25 protein-coding genes and 1 tRNA gene are annotated in these 25,619 nt (G+C 66.2%); 6 read left to right on the top strand and 20 right to left on the bottom strand.

What is annotated here, in order from left to right; genetic code table 11:
- Position 1 precedes the first annotated feature (1 nt).
- The 19 genes from nuoK to NF681_08875 form a co-directional block, all read right to left on the bottom strand.
- Positions 2–310 (bottom strand): NADH-quinone oxidoreductase subunit NuoK, encoded by a 309-nt coding sequence (gene nuoK / locus NF681_08965; GenBank protein ID UST55284.1) that lies wholly within the window; start codon positions 308–310, stop codon positions 2–4.
- Complete coding sequence (locus NF681_08960) at positions 307–957, bottom strand: NADH-quinone oxidoreductase subunit J (GenBank protein UST55283.1); 651 nt, start codon at positions 955–957, stop codon at positions 307–309. The genes nuoK and NF681_08960 overlap by 4 nt, the downstream gene beginning before the upstream one ends.
- A gap of 28 nt (positions 958–985) precedes the next feature.
- The gene (nuoI, locus tag NF681_08955) at positions 986–1,516 is read right to left on the bottom strand and encodes an NADH-quinone oxidoreductase subunit NuoI (protein UST55282.1); all 531 of its coding nucleotides are present in this window, start codon (positions 1,514–1,516) and stop codon (positions 986–988) included.
- 15 nt (positions 1,517–1,531) lie between these two features.
- Positions 1,532–2,608, bottom strand: a complete 1,077-nt coding sequence (gene nuoH / locus NF681_08950; protein UST55281.1) for an NADH-quinone oxidoreductase subunit NuoH — start codon at positions 2,606–2,608, stop codon at positions 1,532–1,534.
- Positions 2,605–4,806: an NADH-quinone oxidoreductase subunit NuoG gene (nuoG, locus tag NF681_08945; GenBank protein ID UST55280.1), complete on the bottom strand. Its 2,202-nt coding sequence runs from the start codon at positions 4,804–4,806 to the stop codon at positions 2,605–2,607. The genes nuoH and nuoG overlap by 4 nt, the downstream gene beginning before the upstream one ends.
- Before the next feature lie 31 nt (positions 4,807–4,837).
- Entirely contained in the window at positions 4,838–6,178 is a 1,341-nt protein-coding gene (nuoF, locus tag NF681_08940; GenBank protein ID UST55279.1) for an NADH-quinone oxidoreductase subunit NuoF, read from the bottom strand.
- Positions 6,175–6,723: an NADH-quinone oxidoreductase subunit NuoE gene (nuoE, locus tag NF681_08935; protein UST55278.1), complete on the bottom strand. Its 549-nt coding sequence runs from the start codon at positions 6,721–6,723 to the stop codon at positions 6,175–6,177. Before nuoE ends, nuoF begins: the two co-directional genes overlap by 4 nt.
- Positions 6,720–7,973 (bottom strand): NADH-quinone oxidoreductase subunit D, encoded by a 1,254-nt coding sequence (locus tag NF681_08930; protein ID UST55277.1) that lies wholly within the window; start codon positions 7,971–7,973, stop codon positions 6,720–6,722. Before NF681_08930 ends, nuoE begins: the two co-directional genes overlap by 4 nt.
- A gap of 6 nt (positions 7,974–7,979) precedes the next feature.
- On the bottom strand, positions 7,980–8,606 hold the full coding sequence (locus NF681_08925; GenBank protein ID UST55276.1) for an NADH-quinone oxidoreductase subunit C: 627 nt from the start codon (positions 8,604–8,606) through the stop codon (positions 7,980–7,982).
- Positions 8,607–8,619: 13 nt separating this feature from the next.
- Positions 8,620–9,102, bottom strand: coding sequence for an NADH-quinone oxidoreductase subunit B (locus NF681_08920; GenBank protein UST55275.1), 483 nt, complete (start codon positions 9,100–9,102; stop codon positions 8,620–8,622).
- Between the two features lie 54 nt (positions 9,103–9,156).
- On the bottom strand, positions 9,157–9,525 hold the full coding sequence (locus NF681_08915) for an NADH-quinone oxidoreductase subunit A (protein ID UST55274.1): 369 nt from the start codon (positions 9,523–9,525) through the stop codon (positions 9,157–9,159).
- A gap of 66 nt (positions 9,526–9,591) precedes the next feature.
- A tRNA-Leu gene (locus NF681_08910) sits at positions 9,592–9,676 on the bottom strand.
- Between the two features lie 116 nt (positions 9,677–9,792).
- Complete coding sequence (secG, locus tag NF681_08905; GenBank protein ID UST55273.1) at positions 9,793–10,242, bottom strand: preprotein translocase subunit SecG; 450 nt, start codon at positions 10,240–10,242, stop codon at positions 9,793–9,795.
- Between the two features lie 34 nt (positions 10,243–10,276).
- Positions 10,277–11,026 (bottom strand): triose-phosphate isomerase, encoded by a 750-nt coding sequence (gene tpiA, locus NF681_08900; GenBank protein ID UST55272.1) that lies wholly within the window; start codon positions 11,024–11,026, stop codon positions 10,277–10,279.
- 20 nt (positions 11,027–11,046) lie between these two features.
- On the bottom strand, positions 11,047–12,057 hold the full coding sequence (locus NF681_08895; GenBank protein ID UST55271.1) for an NAD(P)H-quinone oxidoreductase: 1,011 nt from the start codon (positions 12,055–12,057) through the stop codon (positions 11,047–11,049).
- 78 nt (positions 12,058–12,135) lie between these two features.
- Positions 12,136–14,511 carry a polyribonucleotide nucleotidyltransferase gene (gene pnp, locus NF681_08890; protein UST55270.1) on the bottom strand — a complete coding sequence of 792 codons (2,376 nt, stop codon included), beginning with the start codon at positions 14,509–14,511 and terminating at the stop codon, positions 12,136–12,138.
- Positions 14,512–14,777: 266 nt separating this feature from the next.
- A complete protein-coding gene (gene rpsO, locus NF681_08885) occupies positions 14,778–15,044 on the bottom strand; it encodes a 30S ribosomal protein S15 (protein ID UST55269.1) in 267 nt (88 codons plus the stop codon).
- Between the two features lie 106 nt (positions 15,045–15,150).
- Entirely contained in the window at positions 15,151–16,308 is a 1,158-nt protein-coding gene (locus NF681_08880) for a pyridoxal phosphate-dependent aminotransferase (GenBank protein UST55268.1), read from the bottom strand.
- A gap of 69 nt (positions 16,309–16,377) precedes the next feature.
- On the bottom strand, positions 16,378–17,670 hold the full coding sequence (locus NF681_08875) for a branched-chain amino acid ABC transporter substrate-binding protein (GenBank protein UST55267.1): 1,293 nt from the start codon (positions 17,668–17,670) through the stop codon (positions 16,378–16,380).
- 508 nt (positions 17,671–18,178) lie between these two features.
- Between NF681_08875 and NF681_08870 the strand changes: the two genes are divergently transcribed.
- The gene (locus NF681_08870) at positions 18,179–18,937 is read left to right on the top strand and encodes an esterase family protein (GenBank protein UST55266.1); all 759 of its coding nucleotides are present in this window, start codon (positions 18,179–18,181) and stop codon (positions 18,935–18,937) included.
- Between the two features lie 30 nt (positions 18,938–18,967).
- On the opposite strand, the gene tsaD is transcribed toward NF681_08870, so the two are convergent.
- Entirely contained in the window at positions 18,968–20,020 is a 1,053-nt protein-coding gene (tsaD, locus tag NF681_08865; GenBank protein ID UST55265.1) for a tRNA (adenosine(37)-N6)-threonylcarbamoyltransferase complex transferase subunit TsaD, read from the bottom strand.
- A 62-nt stretch (positions 20,021–20,082) separates the two neighbouring features.
- On the opposite strand from tsaD, the gene NF681_08860 reads away from it, so the two are divergent.
- From NF681_08860 to NF681_08840, 5 genes are all read left to right on the top strand, one after another.
- Entirely contained in the window at positions 20,083–21,441 is a 1,359-nt protein-coding gene (locus tag NF681_08860; protein UST55264.1) for a nitrate- and nitrite sensing domain-containing protein, read from the top strand.
- A gap of 239 nt (positions 21,442–21,680) precedes the next feature.
- Entirely contained in the window at positions 21,681–22,925 is a 1,245-nt protein-coding gene (locus tag NF681_08855) for an ABC transporter substrate-binding protein (protein ID UST55263.1), read from the top strand.
- A 26-nt stretch (positions 22,926–22,951) separates the two neighbouring features.
- A complete protein-coding gene (gene ntrB / locus NF681_08850) occupies positions 22,952–23,860 on the top strand; it encodes a nitrate ABC transporter permease (protein ID UST55262.1) in 909 nt (302 codons plus the stop codon).
- A complete protein-coding gene (locus NF681_08845) occupies positions 23,857–24,681 on the top strand; it encodes an ABC transporter ATP-binding protein (GenBank protein UST55261.1) in 825 nt (274 codons plus the stop codon). Before ntrB ends, NF681_08845 begins: the two co-directional genes overlap by 4 nt.
- A gap of 28 nt (positions 24,682–24,709) precedes the next feature.
- On the top strand, positions 24,710–25,600 hold the full coding sequence (locus NF681_08840; GenBank protein ID UST55260.1) for a GAF domain-containing protein: 891 nt from the start codon (positions 24,710–24,712) through the stop codon (positions 25,598–25,600).
- Positions 25,601–25,619 lie beyond the last annotated feature (19 nt).

The following is a 25,619-nucleotide window of genomic DNA, read 5'->3' as shown; positions in this document are numbered from 1 at the left end:
CTCAGCCCTTGAGCGAATTCAACTCGTCGACGCTGATCGTCGACTTGTTGCGGAACAGCAGCACCAGGAGTGCCAGCCCGATGGCCGATTCGGCGGCCGCCACGGTCAGGATGAAGAACACGAAGATCTGGCCGTGCATGTCGCCCAGGTAGTGCGAGAACGCGACGAAATTCATGTTGACGGCCAACAGCATCAGCTCGACGCACATCAGCAGGACGATCAGGTTCTTGCGGTTCAGGAAGATGCCGATCACCGACATCGAGAACAGGATCGCGCCCAGCGTCAGATAGTGGGAAAGGGTCAGGGTCATGGCTTCTTCTCCACGGGAGCGGCGGCGGGTGCCTCGACCGGCGCGGGCGGCGCCGTGCGGGTGGCATCGAGCTTCACGATGCTCAGTCGATCGCGCGCCTTCACGTGGATCTGCGTGCTGACGTCGATGAACTTGCTGTCCTTGCGCTGGCGCAGCGTGAGCGCGATCGCCGCGATCATGGCGACCACCAGGATCACCGCGGCGATCTGCACCGGGTACAGGTACTCGGTATAGAGCAGCAGGCCGAGAGCCTTGGTGTTGGAAACCTGCGCGGCACCCGCCTGGACGGCGATCGGCATCTCGCGGAAACCACCCATCAGGACGTAGGCCATTTCCAGCGCGATGACCACGCCGATGAGCGCGGCCAATGGGAAATGCTTCCAGAAGCCTTGCCGCAAGCTGTCGATGTTGAGGTCGAGCATCATCACGACGAACAGGAACAGCACCATCACGGCGCCCAGGTACACGAGGACCAGCACGATGGCCAGGAATTCCGCCTCGAGCAGCAGCCACACGGCCGAGGCCTGCGAGAACGCCAGCATGAGGTAGAGCACCGCGTGCACGGGGTTGCGTGCGGTGACGACGCGAAAGGCCGCGAAGAGCAGCACGATCGAGAACAGATAGAAGAAGCCGGTCTTGACGTCCATGGATGCTTTTCTTTGGGGCGTCCGTCGTTCAACGGTATTTCGCGTCCGCGGCCTTGTTGGCCGCGATCTCGGTCTCGTACCGGTCGCCGACGGCGAGCAGCATCTCCTTAGTGAAGTACAGATCACCGCGCTTCTCGCCGTGGTACTCCAGGATGTGCGTCTCGACGATCGAGTCGACCGGGCAGCTTTCCTCGCAGAAGCCGCAGAAGATGCACTTGGTCAGGTCGATGTCGTAGCGCGTGGTGCGGCGCGAACCGTCGTCGCGCACATCCGACTCGATCGTGATCGCGACCGCGGGACACACGGCCTCGCACAGCTTGCAGGCGATGCAGCGCTCTTCGCCGTTCTCGTAGCGGCGCAAGGCATGCAGACCGCGAAAGCGTGGCGACAGGGGGGTCTTCTCCTCGGGGAACTGGACCGTGATCTTGCGGCGGAACGCATAGCGTCCCGTCAGGACCATGCCCTTGAACAGTTCGGCGAGCATGAAGCTCTTGAGGAAATCCCCGACCGAGAAGGCGGATTTCGACGGCGCCGCGGCGACCGTGGTGGATGAAGACATCGTGTGTTGCTCCGCTTATTTCCAGATGTTCCAGGGCGTCTGCATCCAGCCCCCGACCACCAGCAGCCACACCAGGGTGACCGGAATGAAGATCTTCCAGCCCAGACGCATGATCTGGTCGTAACGGAAGCGCGGGAAAGTGCCGCGGATCCAGATGAAGGTGGATACCACGAAGAACGTCTTCAGCCCGAGCCAGATCCAACCGGGGATGAAGTCGAGGAACCCGACCGGTGACAGCCAGCCTCCCAGGAACATCAACGCCGCCAGGATCGACACCAGCCACATGCTGGCGTACTCGGCCAGGAAGAAGATGGCGAAGCCCATGCCCGAATACTCGACCATGTGACCAGCCACGATCTCCGCTTCGCCTTCGACGACGTCGAAGGGATGACGATTGGTCTCGGCGACGCCGGAGATCACGTAGACGATGAAGATCGGCAGCAGGGGCAGCCAGTTCCAGGACAGGAACCCGAGGCCCATCGAGGCACCCATGCCCACCCCTTGCGCGCTCACCACGTCACCCAGCTTCAGGCTGCCCGTGACCATGATCACCACGACGAGGCAGAAGCCCATCGCGATTTCGTAGCTCACCATCTGTGCCGAGGCACGCATGGCGCCCAGGAAGGCATACTTCGAATTCGACGCCCAACCGGCGATGATCACGCCGTACACCTCGATCGAGGTGATCGCCATGATCAACAGCAGGCCGGCATTGACGTTGGCCAGGATGGCCTCCGGACCGAAGGGGATGGCAACCCACGCGGCCAGCGCCGGCATGATCGCCATGATCGGACCGAGCCGGAACAGGCCGGGACTCGCCGCGGTCGGGCTGATCATTTCCTTGGTCAGCAACTTGACGGCATCGGCGATGGGCTGCAGCAGACCCATCGGACCGACCCGGTTGGGGCCGTGGCGGACTTGGATCCAGCCAAGGAACTTGCGCTCCCACAACGTCAGGTAGGCCACCGCACCGAGCAGCGGCAGCAGCACGCAGATGATCTTGATGAGCGACCAGATCATGGGCCACCCACCGACCGTCCACCAGCGCGCCGAGATCAGTCCCTGACCGAAGGCGTGAATCGAATCGATCATGCAGCCACCTCGTCGAGCGTCACGTGCTGGCCCTCGGGCACGCCCTTGGCGGCGTGCCGGCTGCCGCGCCCATCGGCGGTCAGCTGCAACGATGGTGCACGGCGCGTCAGGCCGTCGAGTTCATAGATCGGTGCGACCACCGGTTCGGCGACGTTCTCGACCGGCGCGGAAGCGAGATCGAAATCTTCCGGCGGCACGTTGCCCAGCAGCACGGCTGGCACGTGGGTCGCCTTCTGGTTCTCGGCCGTGCCGAGCACGTGCGCGAGCACGTCCTGGACGGTCTCGAAGTCGAAGCCCTGCACACCCATCAAGTTCGCAAGCACGCGCAGCACCTTCCAGGCGGGCCGGGTATCGCCCAGCGGCTTGGTCACCGCATGGAAGCTCTGGATGCGTCCCTCGGCATTCACGAACGTGCCCGGCGTCTCGGAGAACGGAGCGATCGGCAGCAACACGTCGCTGAAGGCGAGGTTGGCCTTGAACGGACTGAGCGTGACGACCATCTGGGCGTGTTCCAGGCCGGCACGCACACCGGCCCCGGCTGCGGAATCGAACTCGGGCTCGTTGTTCACGAGCAGCAGCGCCTTGACGCCACCGGCGAGCATCTGCGCCGCATTCAGGCCGCCTTCGCCGGGCAACGCGCCGACCCATTGGGCACCGACCGTGTTGGCAGCCTCGGTCAGGTAACCCACGCTGGCGCCGGTGTGCACGCCGATCCATTGCGCAAGCGCGAGCAGGCGAGATGCATCCGCATGATGCGCGGCGGCATTCCCGAGCAGGATGGCCTTGCGTTCGCCGCCGAGCAGCGACGTCGCGATTGCCTTGGCGGTGTCGGTCGCTTCGCCGTGGACCGGCGCGGCCTCGCCCTTCTCCGAGCCGATGGCCGTGGCCACGTCCGCCAGGGCCCGGACCCAGTCGCCCGCAGCGGCCGTGTGGACGTTGGCCAGCGGCATGGCCCACGCGTCGTGCGAGGCGAGTTCGCGTTGCGATGCGATCACGCCGATGGCGGCACCCTTGCGCGCGGCCTGACGGATGCGCTGCGCGAACAAGGGATGATCCTTGCGCAGGTTCGAGCCGATCACGAGCACGCGCTGGAGGTTCGTCAGCGATGCGATCGAAGTGCCGAGCCAGCGAATGTTCTTGGACGCGCCAAAATCGGCGTTGCGCAGGCGGTAGTCGATGTTCTCGCTGCCCAGTCCTCGCACCAGCTTGGTCGCCAGCGACAGTTCCTCGACGGTGCTGTGCGGGCTGACCAGCGCACCGATCGCGGACGCGTCATGGTCGGCCTTGATCTGACGAAGGCCGTTGGCCACGTATTCCAGCGCCGTCTGCCAGTCGACGGCCTGCCATTGGCCGCCCTGCTTGAGCATGGGCTGGCGCAGGCGCTCGCTGCTGTTGAGCGCTTCGTACGAGAAACGGTCACGGTCGGCGAGCCAGCACTCGTTCACGTCCTCGTTCTCGAGCGGAACGACACGCATGACCTGGTTGTTCTTGACCTGGACGATCAGATTGGCACCGGTCGAGTCGTGCGGGCTGACCGACTTGCGGCGCGACAGCTCCCACGTGCGGGCGCTGTAGCGGAACGGCTTGCTCGTGAGTGCACCGACCGGGCAGACGTCGATCATGTTGCCCGAAAGCTCGGAGTCGATGGTCTCGCCCGCCACGGTCGTGATCTCGGAGTGCTCGCCCCGGTGGATCATGCCCAGCTCCATCACGCCGGCAACTTCCTGGCCGAAGCGCACGCAGCGCGTGCAATGGATGCAGCGGGTCATCTCCTCCATGCTGACCAACGGCCCGACGTCCTTGTGGAAGACGACGCGTTTCTCCTCCTCGTAACGGGACGAGGAACCGCCGTAGCCCACGGCCAGATCCTGCAACTGGCACTCGCCGCCCTGGTCGCAGATCGGGCAGTCCAGCGGGTGATTGATGAGCAGGAACTCCATCACCGATTGCTGGGCCTTGATCGCCTTGTCGCTCTTCGTGCGAACGATCATGCCCTGCGTCACGGGGGTCGCGCAGGCCGGCATCGGCTTGGGCGCCTTTTCCACGTCCACCAGGCACATGCGGCAATTGGCCGCGATGCTGAGCTTCTTGTGATAGCAGAAGTGCGGGATGTACGTGCCCGCCTTGTCGGCCGCATGCATGATCATGCTGCCTTCGGTCACGTCGACCTTCTTGCCGTCGAGTTCGATTTCAACCATAGGTGTGTGTCGCGATGTCGCGGTTTCGTGCTCAGGCGTTGGCGGGCGTCTTGGCGACGTGGCCCGGGATCAATGCCTCGAACTCGTGGCGGAAATGTTTGATCATGGCGCGCACCGGCATCGCCGCGGCATCGCCGAGCGCGCAGATCGTGCGGCCCTGGATGTTGTCGGCGACCGAGTTGAGCAATTCCATATCGCTGGGTTTTCCATGCCCGTTGTGGATGCGGTCGACGACGCGCCAGAGCCATCCGGTGCCTTCGCGACACGGGGTGCATTGACCGCAGGACTCGTGCATGTAGAAGTACGACAGACGCCGCAGGGACTCCACCATCGAACGGCTGTCGTCCATGACGATCACCGCACCGGAGCCCAGCATCGAGCCCGCCTTCGCGATCGAGTCGTAGTCCATCGTGCAGTCCATCATGATGGCGGCCGGCAGGACGGGCGACGAAGATCCGCCCGGGATCACGGCCTTGAGCTGACGGCCCTTGCGCACGCCACCGGCGAGTTCGAGCAGCTTGGCGAACGGCGTCCCCATCGGGACTTCGTAGTTGCCTGGCGACTCGACGTCCCCGCTGACCGAGTAGATCTTGGTGCCGCCGTTGTTGGGCTTGCCGCAGGCGAGGTAGGCCGGACCCCCATTGCGGATGATCCATGGCACGGCCGCGAAGGTCTCCGTGTTGTTGATCGTCGTCGGCTTGCCGTAGAGGCCGAAGCTGGCCGGGAACGGCGGCTTGAAGCGCGGCTGGCCCTTCTTGCCTTCGAGCGATTCGAGCAGCGCCGTCTCCTCTCCGCAGATGTAGGCACCGAAGCCATGCGCGGCATGCAACTGGAAGTTGTAGCCGCTGCCCATGATGCCGTCGCCCAGGTAGCCGGCCGCGCGCGCCTCTTCCAGCGCTTCCTCGAAGCGCTCGTAGGTGCCGAAGATCTCGCCGTGGATGTAGTTGTAGCCGACGCTGATGCCCATGGCGAAGGCCGCGATGGCCATGCCTTCGATCACGATGTGCGGATTGAACTGGAGGATGTCGCGATCCTTGCACGTCCCCGGTTCGCCTTCGTCCGAATTGCACACGAGGTACTTCTGACCCGGAAACTGCCGCGGCATGAAGCTCCACTTCAACCCGGTCGGAAAACCGGCACCGCCCCGACCGCGAAGACCGGAAGCCTTCACTTCGGCGATCACCTGATCGGTCGTCATGCCCTCCGTCAGGATCTTGCGCAGCGCCTGATAGCCACCGCGTGCCTCATAGTCGGCCAGACGCCAGTTGGTGCCGTCGAGTCCGGCGTAGATCTGCGGGTCGATGTGGCGGTCGTGGAAACAGGTCTGGACACCCGTCGCGCGAAACTGTTCCAGCACTTGATCGGGCGTCATGCGACCTCCCCTTTCGAAGCCGGCGAATGCGCACAGGCGCGCAACCCGTCGACGAGTTGATCGAGTTTTTCACCCGTCATGAAGCTGCACATGGTGCGGTCGTTGACCAGCATCACCGGCGAATCGGCGCAGGCGCCCAGGCACTCGCTCTGCTGCAATGTGAACAGACCGTCGTCGGTCGTTCCGCCCATGGCGATGCCCAGCTTCTTCTCCAGGTGCGCCAACGCCTTCTCGCCGTCGCGCAGTTGGCACGGCAGGTTGGTGCAGACGTTGAGCTTGAAGCGGCCGATCGGCCGCTGGTTGTACATGTTGTAGAAGGTGGTGACCTCGTGCACCGCGATCTGAGGCATGCCGAGGACATCGGCGATCACCTTCTCGTGGTCCGCGCTGACATGACCATGCTCCTGCTGCACGATCGCCAGACAGGCCATGACGGCCGACTGTGCCTGGTCCGCCGGGTATTTGGCGATCTCGCGCGCGAAGCGCTGGTGCGTGGCTTCCGACAGCGACTGCGCCGGCGCCGGGCTGGATCTGTTGTCGTTCATCGGTCGATTTCTCCAAACACGATGTCGAGCGTGCCGATGATGGCGACGGTGTCGGCGATCATGTGGCCGCGCGTGAGTTCGTCGAGTGCGGCGAGGTGAGCGAACCCGGGCGCACGGATCTTCAGACGGTAGGGCTTGTTGGCGCCGTCGCTCATGAGGTAGATGCCGAACTCGCCCTTCGGGTGCTCGACCGCCGCGTAGGCTTCGCCCTCGGGCACGTGGAAGCCTTCCGTGAAGAGCTTGAAGTGATGGATCAACTCCTCCATGTTGGCCTTCATCGACTCGCGCGCCGGTGCGGCGACCTTGTGGTTGTCGGTGATGACCGGGCCGGGATTCGCCTTCAGCCAGTCCACGCACTGCTTGATGATGCGATTGGACTGGACCATCTCCTCCATCCGCACCAGATAGCGGTCGTAGCAGTCGCCTGTCTTGCCCACCGGAATGTCGAAGTCCATGCGGTCGTAGACGTCGTAGGGCTGCTTCTTGCGCAGGTCCCAGGCGATTCCGGAGCCACGCAGCATCGGACCGGTCAATCCGAGATTGAGCGCGCGTTCGGGCGACATGACGCCGATGCCCACCGTGCGCTGCTTCCAGATGCGGTTGTCGGTCAGCAGCGTGTGGTACTCCGCCACGTGTTTCGCGAAACGCTGCGTGAAGTCATCGATGAAGTCGAGCACCGAACCACTGCGGTTCTCGTTCATTCGCGCCAGCGCCTTGGCGTTCTTGATCTTGCTGACCTTGTACTGCGGCATGGCGTCGGGCAGATCCCGATAGACGCCACCCGGACGGAAATAGGCCGCGTGCATGCGCGCACCCGACACCGCCTCGTAGACGTCGAACAGGTCTTCGCGTTCGCGGAATGCGTAGATCAGGATCGTCGAGCTGCCGCAATCGTTGCCGTGCGAACCCAGCCACATCAGGTGATTGAGCAGACGCGTGATCTCGCCGAACATGACCCGGATGTACTGGGCACGGATCGGCACCTCGAGGCCGAGCAACTTCTCGATCGCCAGGCAATAGGCGTGCTCGTTGCTCATCATCGACACGTAGTCGAGTCGGTCCATGTACGGCAGCGACTGGATGTAGGTCTTGCCTTCGGCGAGCTTTTCGGTCGCGCGGTGCAGGAGACCGATGTGCGGATCGGCGCGCTGGACGACTTCGCCGTCGAGCTCGAGCACCAGTCGCAGCACGCCGTGCGCGGCCGGATGCTGCGGGCCCAGGTTGAGCGTGTAGTTCTTGATTTCAGCCATGTTCAATCACCGGGGCAAGACCCGGGATGCGGGTCCCCCGTAATTTTCCTCGCGGATGATGCGCGGCGTGACTTCGCGGGACTCGATGGTCACGGACTGGTAGACGACCCGCTTGAGGTCCTCGTCGTAGCGCATCTCGACATTGCCGGTGAGCGGGAAATCCTTGCGGAAAGGATGGCCGATGAAACCGTAGTCGGTCAGGATGCGGCGCAGGTCCTCGTGACCTTCGAACACGATGCCGAAGAGATCGAAGGCCTCGCGCTCGAACCAGTTGGCCGAGCTCCAGAGGTGCATGACCGACGGCAACACCGGGAAATCGTCGTCGGGACAGAACACCTTGACGCGCACGCGCTGATTGAAATCCACCGACAGAAGGTGCACCACCACGCAATACCGCAAACCTTCCCAGACGCTGTCGCGATAGGCCGAATAATCGACCCCGCAAAGGTCCATGAGTTGCTCGAACCTGCAGTCCGGCGCATCGCGCAGCAGGCGCATGGCGTCCAAATAGTCCGCCGCCTTGACGACCAGCGTCAACTCGCCCAGGGCCACCGTGGCACTCTTGAGCTTGTCGCCGAGCGCGCGCTCGACGGATTTCTGAAGGTCGGCCGAATCGATCGCAAAAGCTGTCATGGGTGCGAGGTCCTCACGCGCGCGCGATGGTGTTGGTACGCCGCACCTTCTGCTGCAGCTGGATGATCCCGTAGATGAGCGCCTCGGCCGTCGGCGGACAGCCGGGCACGTACACATCCACCGGCACGACGCGGTCGCAACCGCGCACCACCGAATAACTGTAGTGGTAGTAACCACCCCCATTGGCGCATGAGCCCATCGACAGCACCCAGCGTGGCTCCGCCATCTGGTCATAGACCTTGCGCAGCGCGGGGGCCATCTTGTTGCACAGCGTGCCAGCGACGATCATGAGGTCGGACTGGCGGGGGCTGGCGCGAAAGACTTCGGCACCGAAACGCCCGATGTCGTATCGCGCAGCAGCGGCATGCATCATCTCTACCGCGCAGCAGGCCAGACCGAAGGTCATGGGCCACAGCGAACCGGTCTTCGCCCAGTTCACCACGGAGTCGTACGACGTGGTGACGAAACCTTCTTTGAAAACGCCTTCAATGGCCATGGCTGTACCTTGTATCTTCGTGGGTGCGGCGTGTGCTCGCCGCGCAGGCATTTCCTATTCCCAATCGAGCGCGCCCTTTTTCCACTCGTAGACGAAGCCCACGACCAGGATCGTCAGGAAGATCACCACCGCCCAGAACGCGGTGGCGCCCTGCGCGGTGAGTTCGGTGAACGCCACGGCCCAAGGGAAAAGAAAGGCGATTTCCAGATCGAAAAGAATGAAAAGGATCGCAACGAGATAGTAACGAACGTCGAACTGCATTCGCGCGTTCTCGAACGCTTCGAAACCACACTCGTAAGGGGAATTCTTGGCTGCGTCCGGGCGATTGGGGCCGAGCAAATAGCCAAGCGCCTGGGGGGCGATGCCGACCCCGATACCGACCAGGATGAACAACAGGACGGGGAGGTAGGAATCGAGGTTCATCGTTGTTCTATCACCGCTTGCCACCGCCAGAGGTCAGCTGCTCTGCTGACGTCTGGCGGTGAGATTTGGTGCGGTCGGCGAGACTCGAACTCGCACAGCTTTCGCCACTACCCCCTCAAGATAGCGTGTCTACCAATTTCACCACGACCGCGGTTCTGACTGTTCGGATGGCATGAGGAACCCAAGAGTTTTTGGCTTTCCGGACAGCTTACGAGTTTACCCTGAAACGCATCCGGTTTGCCACACGGATGAAAGGAACAAGAGAGATTATTGTGCAGGCCCGGTGCCCGGCGCCGGAGCGGCCGGCGCCGGCGTTGGAACGGCTTGGACGGCGGGTGCCGCCGGCGCAGCCGGTGCCGGATTGCCCGACGGAATCTGCGATGCGGTGCCGGACGGTACGGGCGCCGAAGCCGGCGCGACGGCCGGGATCGGTACGCCGGTCGTCGCCCGTTCCAGCAGGCTGCCTCCTCCCACTGGACCGCTGTGGCTGAAGTAGGCCAGCAGCAGGGTGGTGACGAAGAAGACGGCCGCGAGCACCGCCGTCGTGCGCGACAGGAAATTGGCGCTTCCGCTCGCGCCGAACAAGCTGCCGGCACTGCCGCTGCCGAACGCCGCGCCCATGTCGGCGCCCTTGCCGTGCTGGACCAGGATCAAGCCGATCATCACCAGGGCGGTGAGCATCTGCACGCCCACCAGAATGTTGAGAACCACGTTCATTGTTATTACTCCTTGTTGAAACGACCGCCGCTGCTCAGCCGGCGGCAGCGATGATCTTCAGAAAATCCGGCGCCTTGAGCGAAGCACCGCCGATGAGCCCCCCGTCGATGTCGGGCTGCGCCAGCAGTTCGGCGGCGTTGGCGGCGTTCATGCTGCCGCCATAGAGGATGCGGATGCCGGCCGCATGGTCGCTGGCGGCGTGATGCAGTTGCGCGCGCAGCACGGCATGCACCGACTGCGCCTGCTCCGGCGTCGCCGTCCTGCCGGTGCCGATGGCCCAGATCGGCTCGTAGGCGACGACGATCTCGCTGATGCAGTGGCCGTTGGCATGGATGACGGCGGCGAGCTGACGCTTCACGACCTCCTCGGTTTGCCCTGCTTCGCGCTCGGCCAACGTCTCACCCACGCACACGATCGGCGTGATGCCGGCCCCCAGGGCAGCTCCCGCCTTCGCGGCCACGTGGTCGTCGGCCTCGCGGTGGTATTCGCGGCGCTCCGAATGCCCCACGATCGCATAGCGCACCCCGAACTCCTTCAGCATGGAAGCCGACTTCTCTCCCGTGAAGGCCCCATGCGGGCGGGCCGAGATGTCCTGCGCACCCAGGGCGAGCGGAGACCCCGCCACCAGCGCCTGCACCTGCGCCAGGTAGGGCGACGGCACGCACAGCGCGACATCGCATGCCGGCGCGCCGATGTCGCGGCGCAGGGCATTTACCAGGGCCTCGTTGGCCGCCAGGCTGCCGTTCATCTTCCAGTTGCCCGCGATCAGCTTCCTGTTCGTCATCTCGATGTTGCTCCGAAGGTTCACCAGGTCAGCACGATCTTGCCGATGTGCTGGTTCGATTCCATGAGGGTATGGGCCTGTGCGGCACCGCTGGTGCCGCCCTGCGCGTCGCCGATCGCGGCGAAACTGCTGTGGATCGCGTGCTTGACGGTGCCGTTCTCGAGCAGGGGCCAGACCGTCTCGCGCAGCGCGCGGGCGATCTCGCCCTTGAAGGCCACCGGCCGGGGCCGCAAGGTCGAACCGGTGATGGTCAGTCGCCGGCGCAGCACCTGGGCGACGTTGACCTCGCTCTTGGCACCGCCCTGCACGGCGATGATGACGATGCGTCCGTCGTCGGCCAGGCACTCGATCTCGCGCGCCACGTAACTGCCGGCGACCATGTCGAGTACCACGTCGGCACCCTTGCCACCGGTCAGGCGCTTGACCTCCTCGACGAAGTCCGACGTCTTGTAGTTGATGGCATGGTCGGCGCCGAAGGTCTTGCAGGCCTCGCACTTGTCGTCGCTGCCGGCCGTGACGATGACCGTCGCGCCCATGGCCTTGCCCAGCTGGATGGCCGTCACGCCGATGCCGCTCGAGCCGCCCTGGACGAGCAGCGTCTCGCCCTTCTGCAGGCGACCCCGCATGAAGACGTTGCTCCAGACGGTGAAGAAGGTCTCGGGCAGCGTGGCCGCCTCGACGTCGCTCCAGCCGCGAGGCACGGGCAGGCACTGCGCGACGGGAGCCACGCACAACTGCGCGTAGCCCCCTCCGGCAACGAGCGCGCAGACATGGTCGCCAATCGCCAGGCCGGCCGCAGCCAACGCCTGGGCGTCGCCCGAGACGACCTCGCCCGCGACCTCCAGGCCGGGCAGGTCGGAGGCGCCGGGCGGCACCGGGTAGTTGCCGGTGCGCTGCAACACGTCGGGGCGGTTGACCCCGCTGGCCGCCACGCGAATCAGCAATTCGCCCGGGCCGGCGACCGGATCGGGCCGATCGGCAACGCGCAGGACCTCGGGCGCGCCGAAAGTCGTGATTTCAATGGCTTTCATGGATTCTCCAGAATGCGGCGCCCTGCGGGACGGCGCACCGCGCGATCCGCACGACGGGACGGAGCCCGCCGGTACGGATCAGGTTTGCGGTTCGTTCCGGTCGCCGCGCAGAGCGTCCGGCGATGCAGGACGCTGCTGCATCTCGACCTGCGCCTGTTCCGGGTAGAGCGCATGTTGCGGCTGCGGCTGCTGTTCACCGCCACGCTCCTGGCCACCTTGGCTGCCCTGATCGAAACGGGGGGAGCGCTCACCGCGCGGCGCACGATCGCCACGGTCGTTGCGGTCACCCCGGTCGGAGCGCTCGCGACGCTCGCCGCCGCGGTCCTCGCGCGGCGCGCGTTCCTGGAACTCCATGCCCGCCGGACGCTCCGTCAGGGCCTTGAGCGACAGCTTGACGCGGCCCTTTTCGTCGGTCTCCAGGACCTTGACCTTGACGATCTGGCCTTCGGTCAGGTAGTCCTGCACGCGTTCGACGCGCTCATGGGCGATCTGGCTGATGTGCAGCAGGCCGTCCTTGCCCGGCAGCAGATTGATCAGGGCGCCGAAGTCCAGGATCTTGGTGACCGCGCCTTCGTAGACCTTGCCGATCTCGACCTCGGCGGTGATCTGCTCGATGCGCTTCTTGGCGATCTCGGCCTTTTCCGGATCGGTCGAGGCGATGGTGATGGTGCCGTCCTCGTCGATGTTGATCGTCGTGCCGGTCTCCTCCTGCAGGCCGCGGATGACCGCGCCGCCCTTGCCGATCACGTCGCGGATCTTCTCGGGGTTGATCTTGAGCGTGGTCATGCGGGGCGCGAACTGCGACACCTCGACATTGGCCGAGCCCTGCGCTTCCTGCATCTTGCCCAGGATGTGCACGCGTGCTTCCTTGGCCTGCGCCAGGGCGACCTGCATGATCTCCTTGGTGATGCCCTGGATCTTGATGTCCATCTGCAGCGCGGTGATGCCGGCGGTCGTTCCGGCCACCTTGAAGTCCATGTCGCCCAGGTGGTCCTCGTCGCCCAGGATGTCGGTCAGCACCGCGAAGCGGTTGCCTTCCTTGATCAGGCCCATGGCGATGCCGGCCACGTGCGCCTTCACGGGCACGCCGGCGTCCATCAGCGACAGGCAGCCGCCGCAGACCGAGGCCATCGACGAGGAACCGTTCGATTCCGTGATCTCCGAGACCACGCGCACGGTGTAGGGAAAGTCTTCCTTGCTCGGCAGCACGGCGACGAGCGCGCGCTTGGCCAGACGGCCGTGGCCGATCTCGCGGCGCTTGGTGGACCCCATGCGGCCGACTTCACCGGTGGCGAAGGGAGGCATGTTGTAGTGGAACAGGAAGCGGTCCTCGTAGTCGCCCGACAGGGCGTCGATGCGCTGTGCGTCGCGCTCGGTGCCCAGCGTGGTGACCACCAGCGCCTGCGTCTCGCCGCGCGTGAAGAGCGCCGAGCCGTGGGTGCGCGGCAGCACCGAGCTGCGGATCTCGATCGGGCGCACGGTGCGCGTGTCGCGGCCGTCGATGCGCGGCTCGCCTTCGAGGATCTGGCTGCGCACGATGCGGCTCTCGATCGCGAACAGCAAATCGCCGACCTTGCCGGCGTCGAAGGGTTCGCCGCTTTCCTTGAGGGCCGCCATCACGCCGGCGTTGGCTTCGCGCAGCGCCTGCGTGCGGGCCTGCTTGCTGCGGATCTGGTAGACCGCGCGCAGTTTCTCCTCGGCCAGGCCGTTGACCTTGGCGACGAAGGCTTCGTCTTCGGCCGGGGCCTGCCAGTCCCACACCGGCTTGCCGGCATCGCGCACCAGTTCATGGATGGCGTTGATGGCGACGGCCGACTGCTCGTGGCCGAACACCACGCCGCCGAGCATGATCTCCTCGCTCAGCTGCAGGGCTTCGGACTCGACCATCAGCACCGCCGATTCGGTGCCGGCGACGACCAGGTCCATCTGCGAATCCTTGCGGGCCGTCTGACCCGGGTTCAGGACGTATTCGCCATTGATGTAGCCGACACGGGCCGCGCCAATCGGGCCGCTGAACGGGATGCCGGAAATCGAAAGAGCGGCCGAGACACCGATCATGGCGGCGATGTCGGCGTCGACCTCGGGATTGAGCGACAGCGTGTGGATGACCACGTGCACTTCGTTGAGGAAGCCCTCGGGGAACAGCGGGCGGATCGGACGGTCGATCAGACGGCTGGTGAGCGTCTCGTGCTCGCTGGGCTTGGCTTCGCGCTTGAAGAAGCTGCCGGGAATCTTGCCCGCGGCGTAGGTCTTCTCGATGTAGTCGACGGTCAGCGGAAAGAAATCCTGGCCGGGCTTGGCCGACTTGGAGGCGACCACGGTCGCCAGCACCACGGTGCCTTCGATGTCGACGACGACGGCACCGCTGGCCTGGCGGGCGATCTCACCGGTTTCGAGGACGACGGTCTTGCCGCCCCACTGGAACGACTTGGTGACTTTGTTGAAAAGGCTCATGTGTTAGCTCCTGTTTTGAGGGCGGAAGACCCGGCCTTCGCAGCGACAGACTGCGCCGGACGGCTCCCGCCGGGGAAATCGGAACGCTTTCAGAACACGATGCCATTCCAGCGAAATTCGCATCGCCCGAGGGCACCGGAACTTCGGTGGAATGACACAGCTTCGCTCTGTGCGGCATTCCGGCATTGACGATCCATTGCGGTTCGCGAAGTAAAAAACGCCTGAGCTAGCGGACTAACCCAGGCGTTTCTTGCGTGCGGACCGGATTACTTGCGCAGACCCAGCTTCGCGATCAGTGCGGTGTAGCGGTCGGCATCCTTGGACTTGAGGTAGTCGAGGAGCTTGCGACGACGGCTCACCATGCGCAGCAGGCCACGACGACCGTGATGGTCCTTGGCATGCGTCTTGAAGTGGGGAGTGAGTTCGTTGATGCGTGCGGTCAGCAGTGCGACCTGGACTTCGGGGCTGCCGGTGTCGTTGGCGGCGCGGGCGTTGTCCTTGACGACTTCGGCCTTGATGGAGGCTGCGATCATGTGTGTGTTTCCTGTTCCGGGATGTTTGACTTGCGGTGTGCGCTGGAACTGCATTCACCGTGCGCCTCGCGGCATGCAAAGCCTTTGGATTATAGCTCGCCTGCCCTCATCGGGCCTTCAACCAGGTCCCGAGGCGCTCGGCCCCCTGCACGAGGCGCTGCGGGTCCCGGGAAGCGAAGCACCAGCGCAGCCAGCCCTGCGCCTCGGCGCCGAAGGCGTTGCCCGGGGCGAGCCCCAGGCCGGCCTCGGCGACCAGTCGTTTGGCGACCTCGAGCGAATCGGCACAGCCCTCCAGACGGAAGAAGGCGTACATGCCGCCACGCGCTGGCGCCACCTCCACGCCGGGCAGTTCGGCGAGCAGCGGCACCAGGACGTCGCGGCAGTGCTTGAGGTGGGCGACGACCCGCGGCGTGATGTCCTCGCCATGGGCCAGCGCGGCGATGCCGGCACGCTGGGTGAAGACGCTCGCGCACGAGGTGTTGAACTCGATCAGCTTGCCGATTCCCTCGATGAGCGAGGGCGGCATCACCAGCCACCCCAGACGCCAGCCGGTCATCAGGAAGCTCTTGGAGAAGCTGTGGGCGACGACGAGCCGGTCTTCGGGCTCGGCGAGGTCGAGGAAGCTGGGCGCGCAGCCGTTGGTCGTCGGCTCGAAGTACAGCCGCTCGTAGACCTCGTCGGCCAGGATCCAGGTGCCGGTGGCGCGGCAATGGTCGAGGATGGCCCGCTGTTCGTCGCGCGCGAGCGTCCAGCCGGTGGGGTTGTTGGGCGCGTTCACGATGAGCAGCCGGGTGCGCGCCGTGACGGCGTCTCGCAACGCGTCGAGGTCCAGCGTCCAGGCACCGCCGAGCGGGCGCAGCGGCACGCAGCGCACATGGGCGCCCATGATGGCCGGCTGGGCGATCAGGTTCGGCCAGACCGGCGTGATGGCCACCACCTCGTCGCCCGCGTCGACCAGGGCCTGGACCGCCAGCATCAGCGCGTTCACGCCGCCGGAGGTGATGGCGATGCGGGATGCGTCCACCTCAAGGTGCAGGGCGCTGGTGTAGCGCGCCACGGCCGAGCGGAGCGCCGGAAGTCCCAGGTTGTGGGCATAGAAGGTTTCACCACGCTGCAGCGAATCGATCGCGGCCCGGCGCACCGGCTCGGGCGTGACCTCGTCGCTTTCGCCGAACCAGAAGGCGAGCACATCGTCGCGGCCCAGGCCGGCGTTGGCGACTTCGCGGATCTTGGAGGCCTGGAGGTCGTGGATGGTCTGGCGCATGGCGGGATTTCCTGGCGGTTTCTGCGACCCGCCTCTTCCGGTGCGGGGGTTGAAGGAACGAAAGCGGACTCAGGGCCGCTGCATGCGGCAGGTCGTGGGCATTTCCGCGCGCTCGGCGGCCACCGTCTTCACGACACGGAAGCCGTACCCCGAGCCCTCGACGTCGAAACGCACCCCCTCGACGCCCTGGCGTTCCATCACGCCGACGACCAGCGTCTGCTGGAACTGGTGGTCCGCCGCGCGCATGCGTCCGCGCTGACCGGCGAGCGTCACGTCGGCGCGTTCCAGCGCCCGCGCCACCGCCACGGCGTCGAGGCTGCCGGCGCTGCCGATCGCCTGCGCCAGCGCTTCCACCAGCAACTGCATGCGCATGTGCACGTAGTCGTCGGAGGGCTTGGGAAAGCGCGCGCGGAACGCCTGGTAGAACGCCTCCGACGGTGCGGTCTGCACGTTGGGCAGCCAGTCGGCCACCGCGACCACGCGACCGATGCCGGCCTCGCCGATCGCGGCCGGCGCGCCCAGCGCGTTGCCATAGAACGTATAGAAGGTGCCGCCGAAGCCGGCTTCGCGCGCCGCCTTGACCAGCAGCGTCAGGTCGTTGCCCCAATTGCCGGTGACCACCGCCTGCGCGCCGCTGGCGATGATCTTGCTGGCGTAGGGTGAGAAATCCTTGACGCGCCCGAGCGGGTGCAACTCCTCGCCGACCACCTGCACGTCGGGCCGCGATGCGGCGAGCTGGCGCTTCGACTCGCGCAGCACGGCCTGCCCGAAGCTGTAGTCCTGGCCGATCAGGTAGACCCGCTTGAGCGCGGCGTCGTCCCTGACCACCTGCATGAGCGCCGTCACGCGCATGTCGGCATGGGCATCGAAGCGGAAGTGCCAGAAGCTGCAGCGCTCGTTCGTGAGGACCGGATCCACGGCCGAGTAGTTCAGGAACAGCACGCGCCGGGCCGGATCGCGTTCGTTGTTCTTGTCGATGGCGTCGATCAGCGCCGCGGCGGTGGCCGACGAATTGCCCTGCAGCACGATGCGCGCGCCATCGTCGATGGCCGCGCGCAGCGCCGACAGGGCCTCCTCGTTCTGGCCCTTGCTGTCGTAGCGCTCGAGCGCGAGCCGGCGCGCCCCACCGGGCAGCGGCACCCCGCCGCGTGCGTTGACCCGCTCCACGGCCCACAGGAGGTTCCGGAACACGGCCTCGCCGGTGTTGGCGAACGGCCCGCTCATGCTCTCGATCAGGGCCAGCCGGATGGGTGTCGGCGGATCGGCGGCGATCGCGGGGGGGGTGATGGCCGTGGCGAGTGCCGCGGGCAGGAGCGAAGCGACGAATTTCAATGCCTGGCGGCGGGGATGACGATGAGGCATGGCAGGAGATGCACCCGCCGCGGCATGCGAGACGGGTCCGATGGGCGGCTTGGCACCGGATGACGAAAGGTCGCGCAGTGTAAGGGAGCCATTTCGTCACGCCGCCGAGTCCGACGATCCCGAATCCGGCACGCGACCAGCCTGCTGCGGCCCGAGTTCCCTAGGGTCATCAGGGACATGCAAAAAAGTGTTGCACAAAAAATACATCCGGTTTCTGCGGGACACTCGACCCGTAGCCCAACCCAGCAACAGACGCTATTTCTGAAACGTTTTTTACTAAGACGTTATGCGCCCTGCTGAACGACTTAAAACGGAATATTTACATCAAATCGAATTGCAACACTTTTTTCTACAATTTCGCAATCAGCAAAATTTGAAAATTCATGTCAGTTATCACTTATTTGTAATTTTTATGTTCGAATGAGCAACCTGTGTAAAAAAGCACTTGTAGCAATTCGATCACAGGAACTTATTTACTAATTTGACGTCGCGATAACGCTGACAACCCGTGGCAGCGAGATCCCCGTCATTCAGGGGAATTTCGTTGGATACACATCTGCATGCGCTGACGCCAGGCCATCGTGCCGATACCTTGCTGGTCTTTTTGCCCGGCGCGTTCCTCAAGCCGGAAGATTTCGAGCGCGAAGGATTCGTCAGTGGTGTGCGCCGTCAGGATTTTGCAGCGGATGTGATGCTGGTCGATGCCAACGTCTCCTACTACTACGATCAGAGCTTCGTTCCCCGCCTGACCCACGACGTGCTGGCGCCCGCGCGTGCCCAGGGCTACAAGTCGATCTGGCTGGTCGGCATCTCGATCGGTGGCTTCGGGGCCCTCACGCACGAACTGGCGCATCCCGGCCTCGTCGAAGGCATCGTGGTGCTGGCGCCCTACCTCGGCCGCCGCCCGATCGGCGCCGACATCCACAAGGCCGGCGGACTGAGGGTCTGGAAGAATCCCGAGGGTCCGCCGCCCGACGAGGAAGTCGACCGCAAGCTGTGGCCCTGGCTGCAGCGCTATGCGGCGCCGGACGCGGCGGTGGCGTTGCCGCCGCTCTATCTCGGCCACGGTCTGGCCGACCGGTTCGCGCCCAATCACCAACTGCTCGCCGACGTGCTTCCACCCGGTCATGTCTTCACCGCCGAAGGGGGCCACGACTGGCCGGTGTGGTCGGCGCTGTGGCGCGACATGCTCACCACCCTGCCGCTTCCAAGGATCGTGCGGGACACCGTCGCCCAGGCCGAACAAGGCGCCGAAGACCGGCTCTGAGGCGATCGCGCCGCCGCTGCCCGGCCGTCCTCAGACCACGGCGTCGGCGACCTGGTCGAGCGGCCAGCGCGGCTTGACGTCGAAGGCGTAGGCGGTCGTGGCCGACTGGACCCCCGCCTGGAGCCGCATCGCCGCGGCCATGGCGATCATGGCGCCGTTGTCGGTGCACAGGTGCAGTTCGGGATAGTGCACCCGCACGCGCCGTGCCGCGCAGGCCGCGTTCAGTTGCGCACGCAGGGCCGAGTTGGCACCCACTCCACCGGCCACCACCAGTCGCCTCAGGCCCGTCCGGTCCAGCGCGGCCAGCGACTTCTTGAGCAGCACCTCCACGATGGCCGCCTGGGTCGATGCCGCCAGGTCGGCCTTGCGCGCCTCCAGGTCGTCGCCGAGCTTCCTGGCCTGCGTGAGCACGGCCGTCTTCAGGCCGGCGAAGGAGAAATCCAGGTCCCCGCTGTGCAGGAGCGGTCGCGGCAGCTTGAAGGCGGCTGGATTCCCGGCCTCGGCCAGCCGGGCCAGCCACGGTCCGCCCGGATACGGCAGCCCCATCAGCTTGGCCGACTTGTCGAAGGCCTCGCCCGCCGCGTCGTCGATGGTTTCCCCCAGCAGTGCGTAGCGGCCCACGCCGTCGACGCGCATGAGCTGCGTGTGACCACCGGAGACGAGCAGCGCGACGAACGGAAATTCCGGCGCATCGGCGCTCAGGAAGGGCGACAGCAGGTGCCCCTCCAGGTGATGCACGCCGAGCACCGGCCGCTCCAGCGCAGCGCCCAGCGCGCAGGCCACGCCGGCCCCCACCAGCAGCGCGCCGGCCAGGCCCGGCCCGCGCGTGTACGCCACCACGTCCACGTCGCCCAGTGACCGGCCGGCTTCCTTGAACACCGTCCGGGCCAGCGGCAGCACGCGACGGATGTGGTCGCGACTGGCCAGCTCGGGCACGACGCCGCCGTAGGCCTGGTGCATGGCGATCTGACTGTGCAGCGCGTGGGACAGCAGCACCGGCAGGCCGGCGCCGGCCTCGGCGCGGGTTTCGACGAGGGCCACGCCCGTTTCGTCGCAGGAGGATTCGATTCCGAGGACCAGCATGCGGCCGAGTGTAGGCGGCGGTCGTCGGCGAGGCACGGTTGTTGCTGGATGCCCCGCCCACGATGAAATCCGGACTGAGCTTTCTGGTCGCCGCCCTGCGTTGCGAGATCGACGAACTCGACCAGCTCGGGCGCACGAGCGAACTCGTCGGCGCGATCGGGCGGCTGGTGCACGCGCTGCAGCGCGAGCGCGGGCTCTCCAACGTGGTGCTGGCGTCCGGAGGGCAACGCTTCGTGGCCGAGCGCGAGGCGCAGGTCGCGCAGAGCCTCCGGCTGGAGCAGGAGGTGCGCCGGCGGCTCGACCGGCTCGATGCGCCGGGCGCCGCCAGCGCGCCGGCCGGGGCTGGTGACATCGATCCCGACGCCGATCCCGATCGTCCGTTCGTCTTCGGCGCGCACCTGCGCAACGGCGCGCGGCTGTTCAGCCGCATCGCCTGGGTGCTGCCCGGCCTGGACGCCCTGCCCGGCCTGCGCGAACGCGTCGGCCTGCTGGCCTTGCCAGTGGCGGAGTCCACCGCCGCCTACGGCCGCCTCGTCGCCGGCTGGCTGGCCGTGGTCTTCGAGGCCGCCGACGGCGCGACCGACCCGGAGATCTCGCGCCTGCTCGCGGCGATGTTCAATTTCATGCAGGGCAAGGAATTCGCCGGCCAGGAGCGGGCCTGCGGCGGCGTCGCCTTCGCCTCCGGACACACCGAGCGCGTGCGCCAGCAGGACTGGCTCGAGTTGATCGAGTCGCAGGAACGCTGCTTCGAGGTCTTCGCCGAATTCGCCGGCGAGGCGCTGGAAGCCCAGTGGCTGGCCAACCTGCCGCCCGCGCAGATGGCCGAGCTCGAGCGCCTGCGCCGCATCGCCTGCGCATCGCCACCGGGCGTGGCGCTGGACCCCGAGCTGAGCGCGGCTTGGTTCGACTGCTGCACACGCCGCATCGACGCCATGCAGACCGTCGAGGAGCGCCTGGCCGACGACCTGCGCCGGCTGTGCGAGACCAAGACCGCCCACGCCCGCACCGAACTCGCCGCGCACGAGACGCTCCTGGTGCGCTGGGCCGACGGCCCGTCGCCGCCGTCGAACGCCTTCTTCGACGCGACCCACCCACCCGCGAGCGTCGCGCCGCAGCGCGCCAACCCCGCGCTCTACGGCCGGCAGCTCGAACGCTCGATCCTGGACCTGGTGCGCGACCAGTCGGACCGGTTGCAGGCCATGAGCCACGAACTCGACACGGTGCGGGCGGCGCTCAACGAGCGCAAGCTGGTCGAGCGCGCCAAGGGGCTGCTGATGGCGCATCGCCAGTTGAGCGAGCAGGACGCCCACAAGATGCTGCGCCAGACCGCCATGAACCAGAACCGCCGGCTCGTCGACGTGGCCGAGTCGGTGCTGGCGATGGCGGAGTACCTGCCCGCCGCGCCGCCCCGGCGGCCCTGAATGGTGCGCCGCACCACAACCGGACCGCGAAAAGCTGGCATGCGGTTTGCATCGGATGCCACGACAGGTCATCGACGGCCTGCGAATCCGGACGGCATCCAACGAAGGCTGCCGCCCATCGATCGGACAAAGGCGTCCGTATCCCCAAGCATCCGGCCGCGTGGCCGGACGCGACGGGATGCGGACGCCTTTTCCGTTGGCACCACGTCTTCCGCATTTTTTCCTGGAGCTTCCACAGCATGACCGAATCGATGAAACCTGGATTGAGCCGCCGCACGCTGCTGCAGGCCGCCGCCGTCGGGGCCGTGGCGATCGATCCCGCGCTGCGCGCCGCCGTCTACGCCCAGGGCTCGGACAAGCCCGAAAAGGAGGAGGTGAAGATCGGCTTCATTCCACTGACCGACTGCGCCAGCGTCGTGATGGCGTCGGTCCTGGGGATCGACAAGAAGTACGGCGTGAAGATCGTGCCGAGCAAGGAGGCGAGCTGGGCCGGCGTGCGCGACAAGCTCGTCAACGGCGACCTCGACTTCGCCCACGTGCTCTATGGGCTGGTCTACGGCGTGCACCTGGGCGTCTCCGGCCCGAAGAAGGACATGGCCGTGCTGATGACGCTCAACAACAACGGCCAGGCGATCACGCTGTCGAAGAAGCTGGCCGACAAGGGCGCGATCGACGGGCCCTCCCTGAACAAGGCGATGGCGGTGGAGAAGCGCGAATACACCTTCGCCCAGACCTTCCCGACCGGCACCCACGCGATGTGGCTGAACTACTGGCTGGCGGCCAACGGCATCAATCCGGTCCAGGACGTGAAGTCCATCGTGGTGCCGCCACCGCAGATGGTGGCGAACATGCGCATCGGCAACATGGACGGCTTCTGCGTCGGCGAACCCTGGGGCCAGCGCGCCATCATGGACGGCATCGGCATCACCGCGATCACCACGCAGGACATCTGGAAGGACCACCCCGAGAAGGTGCTGGGCTGCACCGCCGAGTTCGCGAAGAAGAACCCGAACACCGCGCGCGCGGTGACCGCCGCCATCCTGGAGGCGAGCCGCTGGATCGATTCGAGCCTGCAGAACAAGAACAAGATGGCCGAGACCATCGCCGACAAGAGCTATGTCAACACCAGCGTCGACGCCATCAACCAGCGCATCCTGGGCCGCTACACCAACGGCCTGGGCAAGAACTGGGACGATCCCAACCACATGAAGTTCTACAACGACGGCGCCGTCGGCTTCCCCTACCTGTCCGACGGCATGTGGTTCCTCACCCAGCACAAGCGCTGGGGACTGCTCAAGGCGCATCCCGACTACCTCAAGGTCGCCACCGAGATCAACCAGATCGAGCTCTACAAGCAGGCCGCCGCCGCGTCCAAGACGCCGGTGCCCAAGGAGACGATGCGCACCAGCAAGTTGATGGACGGCGTGGTGTGGGACGGCAGGAACCCCCAGGCCTACGCCGACGGCTTCAAGGTCAAGGCTTAAAGGTCAAGGCTTAAAGGAGAACCACCATGGTCAGCGCCGTCTTCCACCCTCCGCTCGATGCCGCCCCCGCGGCACCGGCCTCCGCTTCCGGGGCTTCGACCCCGTCCCCCGCCCTCGCCAGGGCCGCCCGATCCGGGGCGCGCAGGTCGCTCGACCTGCGCGGCTTCTGGATGCGCGTGCTGCCGCCGCTCGCGGGCTTCGGTGCGCTTCTGCTGGTCTGGGAACTGATCGCCGTGCGCAGCGCCGGCACCTTTCCCGGGCCGTGGGAGACCTGGCTGCAGGCGGTGCAGGTCTTCAGCGACCCGTTCTACAGCAAGGGCCCCAACGACCAGGGCGTGGGCTGGAACGTGCTGTCCTCGCTGCAGCGCGTGGCGCTGGGCTTCGGCCTGGCCGCGCTGGTGGGCATCCCGGCGGGCTTCGCCATCGGGCGCTTCGAGTTCATGTCGCGCATGTTCAACCCGCTCATCAGCCTGCTGCGGCCGGTGTCGCCGCTGGCCTGGCTGCCGATCGGCCTGCTGGTGTTCAAGGGCGCCAACCCGGCCGCCATCTGGACCATCTTCATCTGCTCGATTTGGCCGATGATCATCAACACCGCCGTGGGCGTGCAGCGCGTGCCCAGCGACTACATGAACGTCGCCAAGGTGCTCAACCTGAGCGAGTGGAAGATTATCACCAAGATCCTCTTCCCGGCCGTGCTGCCCTACATGCTGACCGGCGTGCGCCTGGCCGTGGGCACCGCGTGGCTGGTGATCGTCGCGGCCGAGATGCTGACCGGCGGCGTGGGCATCGGCTTCTGGGTCTGGGACGAGTGGAACAACCTCAACGTCAAGAACATCATCATCGCGATCTTCGTAATCGGCATCGTCGGCCTGATCCTGGAATTCGCGCTCATCAAGATCGCCACCGCGTTCACGTTCGAAGAGGTGAAATCATGATCGCTCCCCCGGAACTGCGCTCCGACCGCAAATTCATCGACATCCAGGACGTCGAGCAGACCTTCAAGACGCCCAAGGGCAGCTTCCAGGCCCTGCGCGACATCCACCTGACGGTCGCCAAGGGCGAGTTCGTCGCCCTGATCGGCCATTCGGGCTGCGGCAAGTCGACCTTGCTCAACCTCATCGCCGGACTGACCCGGCCGACGCACGGCGTGCTGCTGTGCGCCGACAAGGAGATCGCCGGCCCCGGCCCGGAGCGCGCGGTGGTGTTCCAGAACCACTCGCTGCTGCCCTGGCTGACCTGCTACGAGAACATCTTCCTGGGCGTGGAGCGCGTCTTCGCCGCCACCGAGGGCCGCGCCCAGCTCAAGGCGCGCACCGACGCGGCGCTGGCGCTGGTCGGGCTGACGCCAGCGACCAACAAGCGCCCCGGCGAGATCTCCGGCGGCATGAAGCAGCGCGTGGGCATCGCCCGGGCGCTGGCGATGGAGCCCAAGGTGCTGCTGATGGACGAGCCCTTCGGCGCGCTCGACGCGCTGACCCGCGCGCGGCTGCAGGACGAGCTGCTGGCCATCGTGCAGAAGACGCGCAGCACGGTGGTGATGGTCACGCACGACGTGGACGAAGCGGTGCTGCTGTCCGACAAGATCGTGATGATGACCAACGGCCCCTCGGCCACCATCGGCGAGGTGCTCAGCATCAACCTGGAACGCCCGCGCAACCGCGTGCAGCTCGCCGAAGACCGCCAGTACGTGCACTACCGCAAGGCCGTGATCGACTTCCTCTACACGCGCCAGGGCCACGTCGAGAAGGCGGCCTGAGTCCGGTTCCGCCGCGAGGAGCATCACCATGAAGACCTTCATCCGTGCCATCGAGTACTGGGTGCCCGATGCCACCGGCGAGTCGCTGACCTTCGGCGGCGGCCTGTTCGGCGATGCCGCCGCGCTGGCCGACGCCAGCGCCGGCCTGCGCTTCTCCCGGGGCGAGGGCCTGCCCGGACGCGCCTGGGACACGGGCCGGCCGATCGTGCTCCAGCAGCTCGAAGGCTCGTACTTCCGTCGCGCCGAGGCCGCTCGCGCCGCCGGGCTGACCTGCGGCATCGCGGTGCCGATGCGGCGCGGCGAACGCGTCGCCGCGGTGGTCGTGTTCTTCTGCGGCGACGACGCCGCGCATGCCGGCGCCATCGAGCTCTGGGGCAACGACCCGGAGGAATCGCACGACATGACGCTGGTCGATGGCTACTACGGCACCACCGGCGACACCTTCGAATTCATCTCGCGCGCCACCGCCTTCCGCAAGGGCAACGGCCTGCCGGGCATGGCCTGGGCGCGGCACAGGCCGGTGTTCCTGCCCGACCTGGGCAAGGGCTCGGGCTTCCTGCGTGCCGACGACGCGGTGAAGGTCGGCATCAACCGCGGCTTCGCCATTCCGTGCGCCGCGCTCGACGGCTCGAACCTCGTCATGGCGTTCCTCTCCGCGCTGGCCACGCCCATCGCCCGCCACGTGGAGACCTGGGAGCCCGACCCCGACGCGACGACGCTGCAGCGCACCTTCGGGTTCTCCGAGGACACGCGGGGCGCGGCGGCGCCGACACCGGGCAGCCTCGCGTTGACGGTGGCGTGCGACGGCCCGCTCGCACGCGCCTTCCTCACCGGCCTGCCGTGCGTGGCCGACGCCACCATCGCCATCCCCGTGGCGCCACTGGGCCGCGTGACGGCGGTCGTCGCCCTGCAGCTCTGAGGTCGCGGCACCGGTCCGG

This window comes from Comamonadaceae bacterium OTU4NAUVB1 (assembly GCA_024372625.1).
Classification (GTDB): domain Bacteria; phylum Pseudomonadota; class Gammaproteobacteria; order Burkholderiales; family Burkholderiaceae_C; genus Variovorax.
This window is presented reverse-complemented; position numbering and strand designations above follow the sequence as displayed.

Bases quoted from the DNA above. Each gene is read 5' to 3' on its own strand.
- nuoK (UST55284.1), bottom strand. From the start codon at position 310: ATGACCCTGACCCTTTCCCACTATCTGACGCTGGGCGCGATCCTGTTC.
- NF681_08960 (UST55283.1), bottom strand. From the start codon at position 957: ATGGACGTCAAGACCGGCTTCTTCTATCTGTTCTCGATCGTGCTGCTC.
- nuoI (UST55282.1), bottom strand. From the start codon at position 1,516: ATGTCTTCATCCACCACGGTCGCCGCGGCGCCGTCGAAATCCGCCTTC.
- nuoH (UST55281.1), bottom strand. From the start codon at position 2,608: ATGATCGATTCGATTCACGCCTTCGGTCAGGGACTGATCTCGGCGCGC.
- nuoG (UST55280.1), bottom strand. From the start codon at position 4,806: ATGGTTGAAATCGAACTCGACGGCAAGAAGGTCGACGTGACCGAAGGC.
- nuoF (UST55279.1), bottom strand. From the start codon at position 6,178: ATGACGCCCGATCAAGTGCTGGAACAGTTTCGCGCGACGGGTGTCCAG.
- nuoE (UST55278.1), bottom strand. From the start codon at position 6,723: ATGAACGACAACAGATCCAGCCCGGCGCCGGCGCAGTCGCTGTCGGAA.
- NF681_08930 (UST55277.1), bottom strand. From the start codon at position 7,973: ATGGCTGAAATCAAGAACTACACGCTCAACCTGGGCCCGCAGCATCCG.
- NF681_08925 (UST55276.1), bottom strand. From the start codon at position 8,606: ATGACAGCTTTTGCGATCGATTCGGCCGACCTTCAGAAATCCGTCGAG.
- NF681_08920 (UST55275.1), bottom strand. From the start codon at position 9,102: ATGGCCATTGAAGGCGTTTTCAAAGAAGGTTTCGTCACCACGTCGTAC.
- NF681_08915 (UST55274.1), bottom strand. From the start codon at position 9,525: ATGAACCTCGATTCCTACCTCCCCGTCCTGTTGTTCATCCTGGTCGGT.
- secG (UST55273.1), bottom strand. From the start codon at position 10,242: ATGAACGTGGTTCTCAACATTCTGGTGGGCGTGCAGATGCTCACCGCC.
- tpiA (UST55272.1), bottom strand. From the start codon at position 11,026: ATGACGAACAGGAAGCTGATCGCGGGCAACTGGAAGATGAACGGCAGC.
- NF681_08895 (UST55271.1), bottom strand. From the start codon at position 12,057: ATGAAAGCCATTGAAATCACGACTTTCGGCGCGCCCGAGGTCCTGCGC.
- pnp (UST55270.1), bottom strand. From the start codon at position 14,511: ATGAGCCTTTTCAACAAAGTCACCAAGTCGTTCCAGTGGGGCGGCAAG.
- rpsO (UST55269.1), bottom strand. From the start codon at position 15,044: ATGATCGCAGCCTCCATCAAGGCCGAAGTCGTCAAGGACAACGCCCGC.
- NF681_08880 (UST55268.1), bottom strand. From the start codon at position 16,308: ATGCGCCAGACCATCCACGACCTCCAGGCCTCCAAGATCCGCGAAGTC.
- NF681_08875 (UST55267.1), bottom strand. From the start codon at position 17,670: ATGCCTCATCGTCATCCCCGCCGCCAGGCATTGAAATTCGTCGCTTCG.
- tsaD (UST55265.1), bottom strand. From the start codon at position 20,020: ATGCTGGTCCTCGGAATCGAATCCTCCTGCGACGAAACGGGCGTGGCC.
- NF681_08860 (UST55264.1), top strand. From the start codon at position 20,083: ATGAAATCCGGACTGAGCTTTCTGGTCGCCGCCCTGCGTTGCGAGATC.
- NF681_08855 (UST55263.1), top strand. From the start codon at position 21,681: ATGACCGAATCGATGAAACCTGGATTGAGCCGCCGCACGCTGCTGCAG.
- ntrB (UST55262.1), top strand. From the start codon at position 22,952: ATGGTCAGCGCCGTCTTCCACCCTCCGCTCGATGCCGCCCCCGCGGCA.
- NF681_08845 (UST55261.1), top strand. From the start codon at position 23,857: ATGATCGCTCCCCCGGAACTGCGCTCCGACCGCAAATTCATCGACATC.
- NF681_08840 (UST55260.1), top strand. From the start codon at position 24,710: ATGAAGACCTTCATCCGTGCCATCGAGTACTGGGTGCCCGATGCCACC.